8 protein-coding genes and 1 pseudogene are annotated in these 13131 nt (G+C 64.0%); 1 reads left to right on the forward strand and 8 read right to left on the reverse strand.

The window, feature by feature from the left end; all coding sequences use genetic code 11:
- Positions 1-12 precede the first annotated feature (12 nt).
- The 5 genes and pseudogenes from lpdA to mdh form a co-directional block, all read right to left on the reverse strand.
- Positions 13-1417: pseudogene (gene lpdA, locus JD971_RS11930) on the reverse strand (dihydrolipoyl dehydrogenase).
- Positions 1418-1488: 71 nt separating this feature from the next.
- The gene (gene odhB, locus JD971_RS11935; RefSeq protein ID WP_202083680.1) at positions 1489-2733 is read right to left on the reverse strand and encodes a 2-oxoglutarate dehydrogenase complex dihydrolipoyllysine-residue succinyltransferase; all 1245 of its coding nucleotides are present in this window, start codon (positions 2731-2733) and stop codon (positions 1489-1491) included.
- A 65-nt stretch (positions 2734-2798) separates the two neighbouring features.
- A complete protein-coding gene (locus JD971_RS11940) occupies positions 2799-5645 on the reverse strand; it encodes a 2-oxoglutarate dehydrogenase E1 component (RefSeq protein WP_202083681.1) in 2847 nt (948 codons plus the stop codon).
- 111 nt (positions 5646-5756) lie between these two features.
- Entirely contained in the window at positions 5757-6647 is an 891-nt protein-coding gene (sucD, locus tag JD971_RS11945; protein WP_202083682.1) for a succinate--CoA ligase subunit alpha, read from the reverse strand.
- A 33-nt stretch (positions 6648-6680) separates the two neighbouring features.
- Positions 6681-7643, reverse strand: a complete 963-nt coding sequence (gene mdh / locus JD971_RS11950; protein ID WP_202083683.1) for a malate dehydrogenase — start codon at positions 7641-7643, stop codon at positions 6681-6683.
- Positions 7644-7885: 242 nt separating this feature from the next.
- Here mdh and JD971_RS11955 point away from each other — a divergent pair, with 242 nt between their 5' ends.
- Positions 7886-8185, forward strand: coding sequence for a GCN5-related N-acetyltransferase (locus JD971_RS11955; RefSeq protein ID WP_202083684.1), 300 nt, complete (start codon positions 7886-7888; stop codon positions 8183-8185).
- A gap of 137 nt (positions 8186-8322) precedes the next feature.
- On the opposite strand, the gene JD971_RS11960 is transcribed toward JD971_RS11955, so the two are convergent.
- The 3 genes from JD971_RS11960 to JD971_RS11970 form a co-directional block, all read right to left on the reverse strand.
- Positions 8323-10488 (reverse strand): M3 family metallopeptidase, encoded by a 2166-nt coding sequence (locus JD971_RS11960; RefSeq protein WP_236672074.1) that lies wholly within the window; start codon positions 10486-10488, stop codon positions 8323-8325.
- Positions 10489-10686: 198 nt separating this feature from the next.
- Entirely contained in the window at positions 10687-11157 is a 471-nt protein-coding gene (locus JD971_RS11965) for a YadA-like family protein (protein ID WP_202083685.1), read from the reverse strand.
- Positions 11158-11160: 3 nt separating this feature from the next.
- On the reverse strand, positions 11161-12705 hold the full coding sequence (locus tag JD971_RS11970) for a hypothetical protein (RefSeq protein ID WP_202083686.1): 1545 nt from the start codon (positions 12703-12705) through the stop codon (positions 11161-11163).
- Positions 12706-13131: the final 426 nt, after the last annotated feature.

The raw sequence follows: 13131 nt of genomic DNA on the forward strand, positions 1-13131 counted from the left end.
GGACCGGCCGGATCAGATGTGGATGGGCTTGCCGCGCACGGCCATGGCCGCTTCCTTGATCGCCTCCGAATGGGTCGGATGCGCGTGGCAGGTATAGGCGATGTCCTCGCTCGTCGCGCCGAACTCCATCGCCTGCGCAATCTGTGCGATCATCGTGCCGGCAAGCGACGCGATGCACCACGCGCCCAGCACGCGATCGTTTTTCGCATCGGCGATGATCTTCACAAAACCATCGGGTTCGCGGTTGGTCTTCGCGCGGCTGTTGGCCATCATCGGGAAATTGCCGACCTTCACCTCGTGGCCGTCTGCCTTCGCCTCGGCCTCGGTCATGCCGACGCCTGCGATCTCGGGCATGGTGTAGACCACGTTGGGAATGATCGCGTGATTGACGATGCCCTGCTCGCCCGCGATGTTTTCGGCCACGGCGATGCCCTCGTCCTCGGCCTTGTGCGCGAGCATCGGTCCGGGGATCACGTCCCCGATGGCCCACACGCTGTCGACCTTGGTGCGGAAATCATGGTCGGGCACGATCTGGCCGCGCTCGTTCGGCTCAAGGCCGATGGCGCCCAGATTGAGGCCGTCCGTGTTCGGCCGCCGCCCGATCGCGACGAGCACGCAATCGGCCTCGAGCGTTTCGGCATCGCCGCCGCTGGCCGGCTCCCATGGTGAGCGTGGCGGTCTTGCCCTTTACCTCGACGCCGGTGACCTTGGTCTTGAGCTTCAGCTCCATGCCCTGCTTCTTGAAGATCTTGCCCGCTTCCTTGCGGATATCCGCGTCCATGCCGGGCAACAGCGTATCGAGATATTCGATGACCGTGACCTTCGCACCAAGCCTGCGCCATACGCTGCCCAGCTCCAGGCCGATGACGCCGCCACCGATGACGACCATGTTCTCCGGCACGCGGTCGAGCGCGAGGCCGCCCGTGCTGTCGACGATGATGCCGCCCTCGTTGTCGATCTCCACACCGGGGAGCGGGGTCACGGACGAGCCGGTCGCGATGATGATGTTCTTGGCCGAATGCTGCTCCTCGCCGACCTGCACGGTGTGCTTGTCGACGAAGCTGCCGCGGCCCTTGAGCCAGGTGACCTTGTTCTTCTTGAACAGGAACGCGATCCCGCCGGTCAGCTCCTTGACCGCCGTTTCCTTTTCGCCCTGCATCGCCGGCAGGTCGAGCGTGACATTATCCGCCATCACGCCGAACTTGGCCATGGTGCCGCCGTGCGCTTCTTCGAACAGCTCGGAGCCGTGCAGCAGCGCCTTGGACGGAATGCACCCGACGTTAAGACAGGTGCCGCCCAGCGTTTCCCGGCTCTCGACACAGGCCGTCTTCAGCCCGAGCTGCGCCGCCCGGATCGCGGCGACATAACCGCCGGGGCCGGAGCCGATCACGATAACGTCAAAGTCGAATTCAGCCATGTTCCATCTCGTTCATCTTGTCGGGCCAGTGCTGGCCGGTATCGGGTGCGCCCGCCACCGGGCGCGAACAATCAAAGGTCGATCAGGATGCGCGTCGGATCCTCGATCGCGTCCTTGATGATCTTGAGCGCGGTCACCGCCTCGCGCCCGTCGATCAGCCGGTGGTCGTAGGACAGCGCGATATACATCATCGGGCGAATCTCGACCTTGCCGTCGATGGCCACCGGACGGTCCTCGATCCGGTGCAGGCCGAGCACCGCGCTCTGCGGCGGGTTGATGATCGGCGTCGACATCAGCGATCCGAACACGCCGCCGTTGGAGATGGTGAAGGTGCCGCCCTTCATCTCGTCCATGGTGAGCGTGCCGTCCTTCGCCTTCTTGCCGAAATCGGCGATGTCCTGCTCGATCCGGGCGAAGCCCTTCTTGTCGGCATCGCGCACGACCGGCACGACCAACCCGTTCGGCGCCGACACGGCCACCGAAATATCGACATAGTCGTGATAGAGGATCTCGTCCCCTTCGATCTGCGCATTGACCGACGGCACGTCTTTCAACGCAAGGCACGCCGCCTTTGCGAAAAAGCCCATGAAGCCAAGGCGAATGTCGTGCTTCTTGGCGAAGAGATCCTTGTACCGGGTGCGCGCCTCGATGACGGCGGTCATGTCGACATCGTTGAAGGTGGTGAGCAGCGCCGCATTGTCCTGAGCGCTCTTCAACCGCTTCGCGATGGTCTGGCGCAGGCGCGTCATCTTCACGCGCTCGACATTGCGGCCGCCGCCGTCTGCGGGCGCGATGGGGGCGGGGGCAGGGGCGCTGGTGCTGGCGCCGCCTGCATCGCGGGCCTTCGCGGCGGCCAGCACGTCTTCCTTGGTCAGGCGTCCGTCCTTGCCCGATCCCTTGATCCCGGCGGGGTCGATCCCGTGTTCGAGCACGGCGCGACGCACCGCCGGCGACAGCACCGCGGCATCGGCGCCGTCGCCACCCTGCGCCGCATCGCCACCATCCTGCTTCGCGGGGGCGGGCTTCGGCTCGTCATTCGCCTCGGCGGGCTTGGGGGCGGGCTTGGCGCCGCCGCCGCTGCCTTCCTCGATCGTGGCGATGAGTGCGCCGACTTCGACATTGTCGCCGACCTCGGCCATCAATTCGCCCATGACGCCGGCGGCAGGCGCGTTCACGTCGATCGCGACCTTGTCCGTCTCCAGGCTGCAGATCGGCTCGTCGGCCTCCACCCGGTCGCCCGGCTGTTTCAGCCATTCGCCGACGGTGGCTTCGTTGATGCTTTCACCCAGGGTGGGAACCTTGACTTCGGTGCTCATCGCTTACGCGTCCTTTCGCGGCGTCATGCCGGTCATGCTGATGGCGGGGAGGGGGCTTGTGCCCCTCACTTGCGCCGCCGGATTTCGTCTTCGACCGACAGGCCGAGGGCATCGGAAACAAGGGCTGCCTGCTGTTCTGCATGGCGCGAGGCCAGACCGGTCGCGGGCGAGGCCGCAGGCTGCCGCCCGGCATAGCGGGGGCGGCGCACCGGCGCTTCGGCTTCGGCGAGCGCCTGCTCGATCTGGCTTTCGACAAAGAACCATGCGCCATTGTTGCGCGGCTCTTCCTGACACCAGACCACTTCCTCCACGTTCTTCATGCGGGCGATGCGGGTCGCCAGCGGTTCGCCGGGGAAGGGATAGAGCTGCTCGATGCGAACGATGCTCGTATCGTCCTGCCCTGCGGCGTCGCGCGCCTCGATCAGGTCGTAGGCGACCTTGCCCGAACACAGCACGAGCCGCTTCACCTTCTCGTCCGCGATGTCCTTCGTGTCGGACAGGATCCGGCGGAAATGACGATCGCCCAGGAATTCGTCTCGTGCCGACCGCGCCATCGGATGCCGCAGCAGCGATTTGGGCGTCATGATGATGAGCGGCTTGCGGAACGGGCGCAGCATCTGCCGCCGCAGGACATGGAAATAATTCGCGGGCGAGGTGATGTTGCACACCTGGATGTTGTCGCCCGCACACAGCTGCAGGAACCGTTCGAGTCTGGCGGAGCTGTGCTCCGGTCCTTGCCCCTCGTACCCGTGTGGAAGCAGCATCACGAGGCCATTGGCGCGGAGCCATTTCGCTTCGCCGGCGGCGATGAACTGGTCGATCATGATCTGCGCGCCATTGGCGAAATCGCCGAACTGCGCCTCCCACAGCACAAGCGATTTGGGATCGGCCAGCGCATAGCCATATTCGAAGCCCAGCACGCCATATTCGGACAGCGGGCTGTCATAGACCTCGAACCGCCCATGCGGCACCTGGCACAGCGGGATATATTTGCGCTCGTCCTCCTGATCGACCCAGGCGGCATGCCGCTGCGAGAACGTGCCGCGGCCCGAATCCTGACCCGACAGCCGCACCGCGAACCCTTCGGATACCAGCGAACCGAAGGCCAGCGCCTCCGCCGTGGCCCAGTCGAAGCCCGACTTCCCGTCGAACATCTCGCGCTTTGCATCGAGCACGCGGCCCAGGGTGCGATGGATCTTGAGATCGTCCGGCACAGTCGTCAGCGTGCGACCCAGGCTGTCGAACAGCTTGCCCTCGATCCCGGTGTCGACGCTACGCCGCGCGGTTTCCGGGTCGGCCGGCTTGTTGAGGCCGGACCACCGGCCTGCGAACCAGTCGGCCTGATTCGGCTTGTAGCTCTTGGCCGCGGCGAACTCTTCTTCGAGATGGTCGGTGAAGCTCTTTTCCTGCTCCTTCTCCCACTCGGCGTCGATCACGCCTTCCTCGCGCAGCCGCTCGCTATAGAGCGCGGCGACGCCGGGATGGTTCTTGATCTGCTTGTACATGAGCGGCTGCGTAAAGCTCGGCTCGTCGCCCTCGTTATGGCCGAAGCGGCGATAGCACCACATGTCGATCACGATGTCGCGCCCGAATTTCTGACGATATTCGATGGCCAGCTTGCAGCAGAACGTGACCGCTTCGGGATCGTCGCCATTGACGTGCAGGATGGGCGCCATGACCCCCTTCGCCACGTCGGAGGGATAGGGGCTGGACCGCGCGAATTGCGGGCTGGTGGTAAAGCCGATCTGGTTGTTGATGACGAAATGGATGCAGCCGCCGGTGTTGTATCCGCGAATGCCCGAAAAGCCGAGGCATTCCCACACGATGCCCTGTCCCGCAAACGCCGCGTCGCCGTGGATCAGCACGGGGAGCACCTGCTTGTGCTTTCCGCGGCCTTCCTCGTCGGTGCCGATGTCGTCGTGGAACGTCTGCTGCGCGCGGACCTTGCCCAGAACGACGGGATCGACTGCCTCAAGGTGGGAGGGGTTGGGCACGAGGCTCATGTGCACCTTGATGCCGTCGAAGTCGCGGTCGGTGCTCGTGCCGAGGTGATATTTCACGTCGCCCGAACCGCCGACATCCTCGGGGTTGGCGCTGCCGCCCGAAAACTCGTGGAAGATCACCTTGTAGGGCTTGCCCATGACATTGGCGAGCACGTTCAGCCTACCGCGATGGGCCATGCCGTAAACCACCTCGCGAACGCCCATCGCGCCGCCATATTTGATGACCGATTCCAGTGCGGGGATCATCGCCTCGCCGCCGTCGAGGCCGAAACGCTTCGTCCCGACATATTTCTTGCCGAGGAACTTCTCGTACTGCTCGCCGCGGATCACGGCGGACAGGATCGCCTTCTTGCCCATCAAGGTGAAGTCGATGGACTTGTCCGCGCCTTCCATCCGGTCCTGAAGGAAGCGGCGCTCCTCCACGTCCGAAATGTGCATGTATTCGAGACCGACGCTGCCGCAATAATTGGCGCGCAGGATGTCGACCATCTCCCGAACCGTGGTCCATTCCAGGCCCAGATTCCCGCCGATATAGACCGGTTTGTCGAGATCGTCGCCCTTGAAGCCGTGATATTCCGGTTCGAGATCGGCGGGAAGCTCGCGATGGGAAAGACCCAGCGGATCGAGATCGGCCGCAAGGTGCCCGCGCACGCGATAGGTGCGCAGCAGCAGCATCGCGCGGACCGACGCATCGGCGGCGGCCTCGACCGCCTTTTCATCGACCGGGGCGCCCTTTTTCTTGGCCGCGTCCTTGACCTCGGCCTTCATGCGCGTGGGGTCGAGCGCCTGCGTCAGATCGTCGAACGCTCCGTCACCCGTCATCGGCCAGGCTTTGCGCGCCCAGCTCGGACCTTGCTGCGGTCCGTCGTAATCGAGGTCGGGGAGGGGGGACGAATTGTCGTTAGCCATGGCGCTCAATCTCGCAGCCTGCCGGGGGTTCCGGCGAAAATATGAAAATCGTGGCGAGCCGGATCACGCAGCGCCCTATGGCGCATGTCGCGATCCGGCCCACCCGCGGCCTCAGGCCATTTCCTTCAGCAGAGCGTCGAGCGTCTCGCCGAGCTTGGACGGGGAAGGCGAAACGCGGATGCCCGCATCCTCCATCGCCGCGATCTTGTCGTCGGCGCCGCCCTGGCCGCCCGAAACGATGGCGCCCGCATGGCCCATGCGCCGGCCCGGAGGCGCGGTGCGGCCCGCGATGAAGCCGACCATCGGCTTCTTGCGGCCCTTGGCGGCCTCGTCCTTGATGAACTGCGCGGCCTCTTCCTCGGCGCTGCCGCCGATCTCGCCGATCATGATGATCGACTTGGTCTCGTCGTCGGACAGGAACAGGTCGAGCACGTCGATGAAATTCGTGCCGTTGACGGGGTCGCCGCCAATGCCGACCGCGGTCGTCTGACCAAGGCCCACGGCGGTCGTCTGATGCACCGCTTCATAGGTGAGCGTGCCCGAACGCGACACGACGCCGACGCTGCCCTTCTTGAAGATGGAGCCGGGCATGATGCCGATCTTGCACTCGCCGGGGGTCAGCACGCCGGGGCAGTTCGGCCCGATGAGGCGCGACTTGCTGCCTTCCAGTGCACGCTTCACCCGCACCATGTCGAGCACGGGGATACCCTCGGTAATCGCCACGATCAGTTCCATCTCGGCGTCGATCGCCTCGAGAATGGAGTCGGCGGCGAACGGCGGCGGCACGTAGATGCACGATGCGGTCGCGCCGGTTTCGGCCTTCGCCTCGGCGACGGTGTTGAAATTGGGCAGGCCGATATGCGTCGTGCCGCCCTTGCCCGGCGTCACGCCCGCGACCATCTGCGTCCCGTAATCCAGCGCCTGCTGCGTGTGGAACGTGCCGGTCGAACCGGTCATCCCCTGCGTGATGACCTTGGTATTCTTGTCTACGAGAATGCTCATCTCGATCTCCTCTTGATTGACAGGCGGCCGGGCTCAGGCGAGCGAGCCGTCGAGCCCCTTGCACGCCTCGAGCAGTTCCTTCACCGCATCGACGCTGACCTGCAGATTGTTCTTTTCCTCGTCGTTCAATTCGATCTCGACGACATCCTCGATGCCGTCCTTGCCGATGACCGCGGGAACGCCGACATAGAGCCCGTCGACGCCATATTTGCCGGTCAGATGCGCGGCACAGGGCAGGATGCGCTTCTGATCGCCGAGATAGGCCTCGGCCATGGCGATCGCGCTCGTTGCCGGGGCGTAATAGGCCGAACCATTGCCGAGCAGGCCGACGATCTCGCCGCCGCCCTTGCGCGTACGGTCGACGATTTCATCGAGACGCACGGTGTCCACGCCCTTGATCTTCGCCATGTCGGCAACGGGAATGCCGCTGATGGTGGAGTAGGACAGGACCGGCACCATCGTGTCGCCATGGCCGCCCAGGACGAAGGCGTTCACATCCTTCACCGACACGTCGAATTCCCACGCGAGGAACGTCGCGAAACGCGCCGAATCGAGCACGCCCGCCATGCCGACGACCTTTTCATGCGGCAGGCCGGAAAATTCGCGCAAGGCCCATACCATTGCGTCGAGCGGGTTGGTGATGCAGATGACGAAGGCGTCGGGGCAGTTGTTCTTGATTCCCTCGCCGACCGATTTCATGACCTTGAGGTTGATGCCGAGCAGATCGTCGCGGCTCATCCCCGGCTTGCGGGGAACGCCGGCGGTGACGATGACGACGTCGGCACCGGCGATGTCGGCATAGTCGTTCGTGCCGGTGATCTTCGCGTCGAAACCCTCGACCGGGCCGCATTGCGACAGGTCGAGCGCCTTGCCCTGGGGCATGCCCTCGGCAATGTCGAACAGGACGACGTCGCCCATTTCCTTCTTCGCAGCCAGGTGGGCGAGCGTTCCGCCGATCATGCCCGAGCCGATCAGGGCAATTTTCTTGCGTGCCATCAGGTCAGTATTCCTCTTCGCATTCGCGGGTCCGGACCAGTGCGCGCAGCGACAGCCCGCGAACAATCGCGGCACGGCCTTCTGATAGGGTGGGTAGGCGCCGCAACACCCGATTGCAACCGCCAAAACGATAGGGCGCCAACAATCTTTGATAACACTTCGCAATATCAAGAAGCGCATCCGCGTGCAAGTCCACGCCGGGGCTGGTCCGCTTTTCCGCCGCGCGCTAGACCGGATCGCATATGCGGCGAGACGAACTTGAAAACAGATGGCTGTGGCTCACGCGCGAGAATCTGCCCCGCGTGGCCGCATCGCACGGCTGGCCGGTGCGGCATGATCATTGCTTTGCCCGCATCCTGCTCGACCATGCGTGCGGCGGGCGGTGGTACGATCATGTCGTGTGGCGCCCGGCCTATCGCCACGCACCGCCGGACATGTTGCACCGCGCAATCGGATTGGGAGAACGCTGCCTTGCCGACCCGGCGCTGCTGCCGGCGTTGAACGCGCGTTCGCTTCGCTGGCGCGGGAAGGGCGGGGGTTAGTCGAACCCCGTTTCCAGCGTTTCATCCGGCACCCCCGCGCCGCAATCGCCCCATCGCGCATAGCGGCGGCCACAACGCAAACCGGACCGGCGCGGGTTGCCCCGGCTGGTCCGATCTTACGTCACCAGATTCGGGAATCAGCCGGTTTCGTCGGCATTCGTCGGTTCGGAATCGCCCGGAATGAAACCGCGCGCCTCCAGCATCGGCTCCACCCGCGGGTCATGCCCGGTCAGCGTGCGAAACGCCGTCCCGTAATCGAGCGTCCCACCGCGCGACAGCACCACATCGCGATACCGATCGCCATTCGCGCGGGTCATGCCGCCATTGGCGTCGAACCAGGTGCCGACATCGTGATACAGCATCTCGGTCCACAGATAGGCGTGATAGCCGGCTGAGTAGGAGCTGCCCCCGAACACGTGCCGGAAATAGGGCGAGCTATAACGCGGCGGCACCATGCCGGTATTCAGCCCGGTATCGGCCAGCGCGCGCGTCTGGAACGCGGCCACGCCGGTCGGCACCTGCGCCGGGGTCAACGTGTGCCACGACATGTCCATCATCGCCGCGGCGAGCGTCTCGCCAAGGGCAAAGCCCTGGTTGAATTTCGCCGCCGCGTCGATCTTGTCCATCAACTGCTGCGGGATCTGCTCACCCGTGCGGTAATGCTTGGCATAATTGGCCAGCACGCGCGGCTCGCTCGCCCATTTCTCGTTCATCTGCGACGGGAATTCGACGAAATCGCGCGCGACCGCCGTGCCCGACATCGATGCATATTCCTGATCCGCGAAGAAGCCGTGCAGGGCATGGCCGAATTCGTGGAACATCGTCGTGGTTTCATCGAAGGTCAGCAGCGTCGGCTCACCCGCGCCGGGCTTCGGGATGTTGAGCACGTTGTAGATGACCGGCTTCGTGCCGTCGCGATGCGACTGATCGACGAAGTTCGACATCCACGCCCCGCCGCGCTTGCTCTCGCGCTGATACGGATCGAAATAGAACAGGCCCAGCTCCGACCCGTCGCGGTCGAACACCGTATAGGTGGTGACATCGGGGTGATAGACGGGAATGTCGTCGCGCTTTGCAAAGGTCAGGCCGTAAAGCTGGTTCGCGGCATAGAACACCCCGTTTTCGAGCACGTTGTTCATCTCGAAATACGGTTTGATCTCATCCTCGTCGAGATCGTATTCCGCCTTGCGCACCTTCTCCGCGTAATAGCTCCAGTCCCACGGCTGCACCGTGAAATCGCCGCCCTCGGCACGGATCATCGCGTTCAGCTTGGCGGCTTCGCGCGTCTGCGCCTGCGCCGTGGCGGGGGCGAGGCCGCGCATGAATTCGATCGCCGCATCGGGGCTTTCGATCATGCGGTCGTACATCTGCCATTCGGCGAAATTGTCCTCGCCGAACAGCGCCGCTTTCTCGGCGCGGAGCTTGACGAGTTCGAGGACGATTCCGTTGGTGTCGTCCTCACCGCCCTGCGAATTGCGCGTCAGGCTGGCCTCGAACAGGCGGCGGCGCGTTTCCCGATTGTCGAGGCTGGAGAGCAGCGGCTGCTGCGTCGTGTTCTGTAGCACCAGCGCATATTGCCCGGCCTTGCCCCGCGACGACGCCGCATCGGCCGCGGCCTCGATCTGCGCATCGGTCAACCCGGCGAGCATCGCCCGGTCCGCCACGATCAGCGCGGCATCATTGGTGCCTGCGGTGACCTTCTGCCCGAACTGCGTGGTGAGCGTCGACATGCGCGTGTTGAGATCGCGCAGGCGGGCCTTGTCCGCATCGGACAGGTTGGCGCCGGCATGGACGAACTGCTTGTACGTTTCTTCGAGCAGGGCGGCATCGTCGACTGTCATGCTCATCGCGGCGCGATTGTCGTAAACCGCCTTCACCCGCGCGAACAGAGGCGCGTTGAGGTAGATCGCATCCGAATGCGACGCCATCTCGGGGCTGATCTCGGTTTCGACGGCGTCCAGCGTGTCGTTCGTATTGGCCCCCGTCACGGCATAGAATGCCCGCGCCGCACGGCCCAGCAACTGGCCCGACGCGTCGAGTGCCACGATCGTGTTGGCAAAGGTCGGCGCCGCCGGATTATTGGCGATGGCCGCGACCTCGGCTTTTTGAATCGCCATGCCCTGACGCATCGCGGGCAGGTAATCGCTGTCCTCGATCGCGGTGAAATCGGGCGCGTGAAAGGGCAGGTCGGACGGGGCGGCGAACACGCCGGTCGCCTGCGGGACCGCGCTCATGTCCGGCATGCCGCCGCTTCCCGGAAGCGCCGCGGCGCCGGTCGCCGGGGTCATTGCGTCATTGTCCATCGTCGCGCATCCCCCAAGGGTCAGCGCAAAAGCTGCGCTCGCCAGTAATCCTGTCCGCGTCAAATCGTTCCTCCTGTCAAACATGTACGACGTGATAACGCCTCATGGTTGAACCGGACATTGATAGCAAATGAAACGACCGCCACCCTTTCATGAAAAGGGGGCGGCCGTGTCATGGCCGAACCGGCCTACAATGGTTCAGAACGCAAATCCCGCGCCGGTCGAAACCCCTGCATATCCCTTCGTATCGATCGAGCCATTGAGCTTGAAGACGGTTCGCCCCTCGTTCGCGGCGAGCGATGCGCCGATGGCGAAGGCGGTCTGTCCCCTGAAATGCCCGACCGCGCCGGCGATCATGCGCGTGCCGGCCTCGACGACCTGCGGCAATCCGGCCATGGCCATCGCCCCGGCGGTCCCGGCAAAGCTTTCCTTGCGCGCCTCGCGAAGGTCGTAATCGAGCGCGGCGAACCGTGCATCGGTGTAATCGAGAGCCTCGGTCAGCCGTGCATCGGCATAGGCCATGGTTCCGGCCATCGCGGCCTCCATCTGGCCGACATTCACCGCATCATTGGCCAGCGTCCCGTTCGCGACATTGTGAAGCGCGACCGGCGCCGTATCGTCCGCACCGACCAGCGTGACATCGTTGGTGATGGTACCGCCGTTCGACACGGCCTACTGGTCCGCGTTCGAATATTGCACGGCCACGACCGTGCTTCCGCGAAGGCTGGTCGAAATGTCGTCGATGTCGGTGCGATTGGCCGCGACCGCCGCATTCGTGGCGGCAAGCTGTGCACCGTTCACCGCATCGGTCGAGCCGGAAGAGACGTCGCCCGCGGCCACGTCCGTGACCCGGACCGTCTCGCCATCCGCCGCGATGAAGGCGACCGTATTGGTCGGCACATCGCTGCGCACCGTATCGTCGGCGTCCGATACATAGGTCACCGGAACCGTGTCGAGCTGCCCCTCGATCCGCTCGATATTGGTGGTGTTGCTGGCGATGCGGACATCCATCGCTGCTGCATCGTCGCCCTGATCCTCCACGATCTGCTCCAGGTTCTCCACCATGGTGGTGTTCTCAGTGACGGTCTCGACGATCTCGTTGATGACCACGACATCGCCGTCCTCGCCGACGACGCCCGGTTCGGCATTCAAAAGCTGGCTGATCTGCGTCTGAAGGTTGGTGATGGTCGTGTTGGCGGTCGACACCCTCTGATCGATCGCGTTGACGGTCTGCACGATCTGATCGAATTGTGCATCGGAGCCACCGCCGCCACCGCCGCCGCCGCCGCCGGCCGCGATATTGTCGATCCGCGTCCCGAGGTTGGCAATGTCGATCGAATTGGCCGCGACCTGCACGTTCGTATCCGAAATTCGCGTATCGAGATTGGCGATGGCGGACGTATTGCCCGCAACGTCCTGGTTCGTGGCGAAGAGTTGCGCGCCGTTGATGGCGTCGCTGCTGCCGGCCGCGATGGCGCCGCTCGCCACATTCGTGATCCGCGTTCCGCCCGAACCGGCCAGCGTGACGAGCGTGTTTTGTGCGCTGTCATATTGCACCGCGCGCGTATCGACGCCCGCAATCGCGTCGAGCGCACCCTGAACCTGACCGACCGTCGCGACGTCGCTCGCCTGCGTTCCAGGGGCGACATTCGTGATCTGCCGCTCCGCGCCCGGCGCGCCGACGGAAAACTCGCCGACCGAACTCTGCGTTCCGGCAAGCCCGTCGACGGTATAGCCGGTCAGCGCCCCGCGTGATGCGACCGCGCCGCTGCCGATGGCGACGCTGTTCGCGGCATCCGCGTCGGCGCCCGTACCGATGGCGATCGCCCCGCCTGCGCCAGACGCGGTCCGCGCACCATTCCCGAACGCAATCGCGTCGAGCGCGCCGGCCGAGGCGGGCCGCCCGTTCGCGCCGAGCCCGGTAATCGCATTGCCGCCGATCGCGATCCCGCCCTGCGCGTTGAGCGAGAGGCTGTCCGCCGCAAGATCGCAATCGCCCGGCCCCACGATCTGCCCGTCGCTGTCGAGCACGGTCACCGCAATGGGATCGCCGTTGCGCGCATCGTCGAGCGCATCCGAAAGGCCAAGATCCACCACGCCGAGCGTAAGACCGCCGAGCACCGATTCCAGATTTCCGATCACCGGTTGATTGACCGTCGCGATGACATCGGTGACGAGCGAAGGATCAAGTTGAATACCGGAGCAGACATCGACCACCGGAGTAATAGTCTGTGCCCGCGAATTCTGTGAAAATAAGAACGATGAGGAAAATAGAACCGCCGCACTAGAGATAATAGCCGGAATTCCCGTAAAGCTTGAGCCAGAATACATATCGCACCTATGACAAATCGGGTTGCGTCCCTTTCATTCGATTGATGCGATGGGATCATTGTTCTTTGGACGAGAAAAGAATTTTTCTATCCAAAATCGGACTATCTATCTGATTTGTTGGTAAATTTTTACTTTACGACAATTCACGGACATTCCGCGGTGCGCAAATTAAGCCGCCTGGTAAAATGCAGGGTTTTCAAACAATTGACGCCGACTCGCCCGTCACGGTAGGGATGTCCCACGACAGGGCGCAAAAAATCCGTTCGCGGACCGGATAAGCCGGGGGCCACGGGCGGGTCATGCCGATTGCGC

The sequence above is a fragment of the Croceicoccus sp. YJ47 genome, from assembly GCF_016745095.1.
GTDB lineage: Bacteria > Pseudomonadota > Alphaproteobacteria > Sphingomonadales > Sphingomonadaceae > Croceicoccus.

Excerpts from the sequence above, each read along its gene's own strand:
- odhB (WP_202083680.1), bottom strand. The coding sequence starts at position 2,733 with ATGAGCACCGAAGTCAAGGTTCCCACCCTGGGTGAAAGCATCAACGAA.
- JD971_RS11940 (WP_202083681.1), bottom strand. The coding sequence starts at position 5,645 with ATGGCTAACGACAATTCGTCCCCCCTCCCCGACCTCGATTACGACGGA.
- sucD (WP_202083682.1), bottom strand. The coding sequence starts at position 6,647 with ATGAGCATTCTCGTAGACAAGAATACCAAGGTCATCACGCAGGGGATG.
- mdh (WP_202083683.1), bottom strand. The coding sequence starts at position 7,643 with ATGGCACGCAAGAAAATTGCCCTGATCGGCTCGGGCATGATCGGCGGA.
- JD971_RS11955 (WP_202083684.1), top strand. The coding sequence starts at position 7,886 with ATGCGGCGAGACGAACTTGAAAACAGATGGCTGTGGCTCACGCGCGAG.
- JD971_RS11960 (WP_236672074.1), bottom strand. The coding sequence starts at position 10,488 with ATGGACAATGACGCAATGACCCCGGCGACCGGCGCCGCGGCGCTTCCG.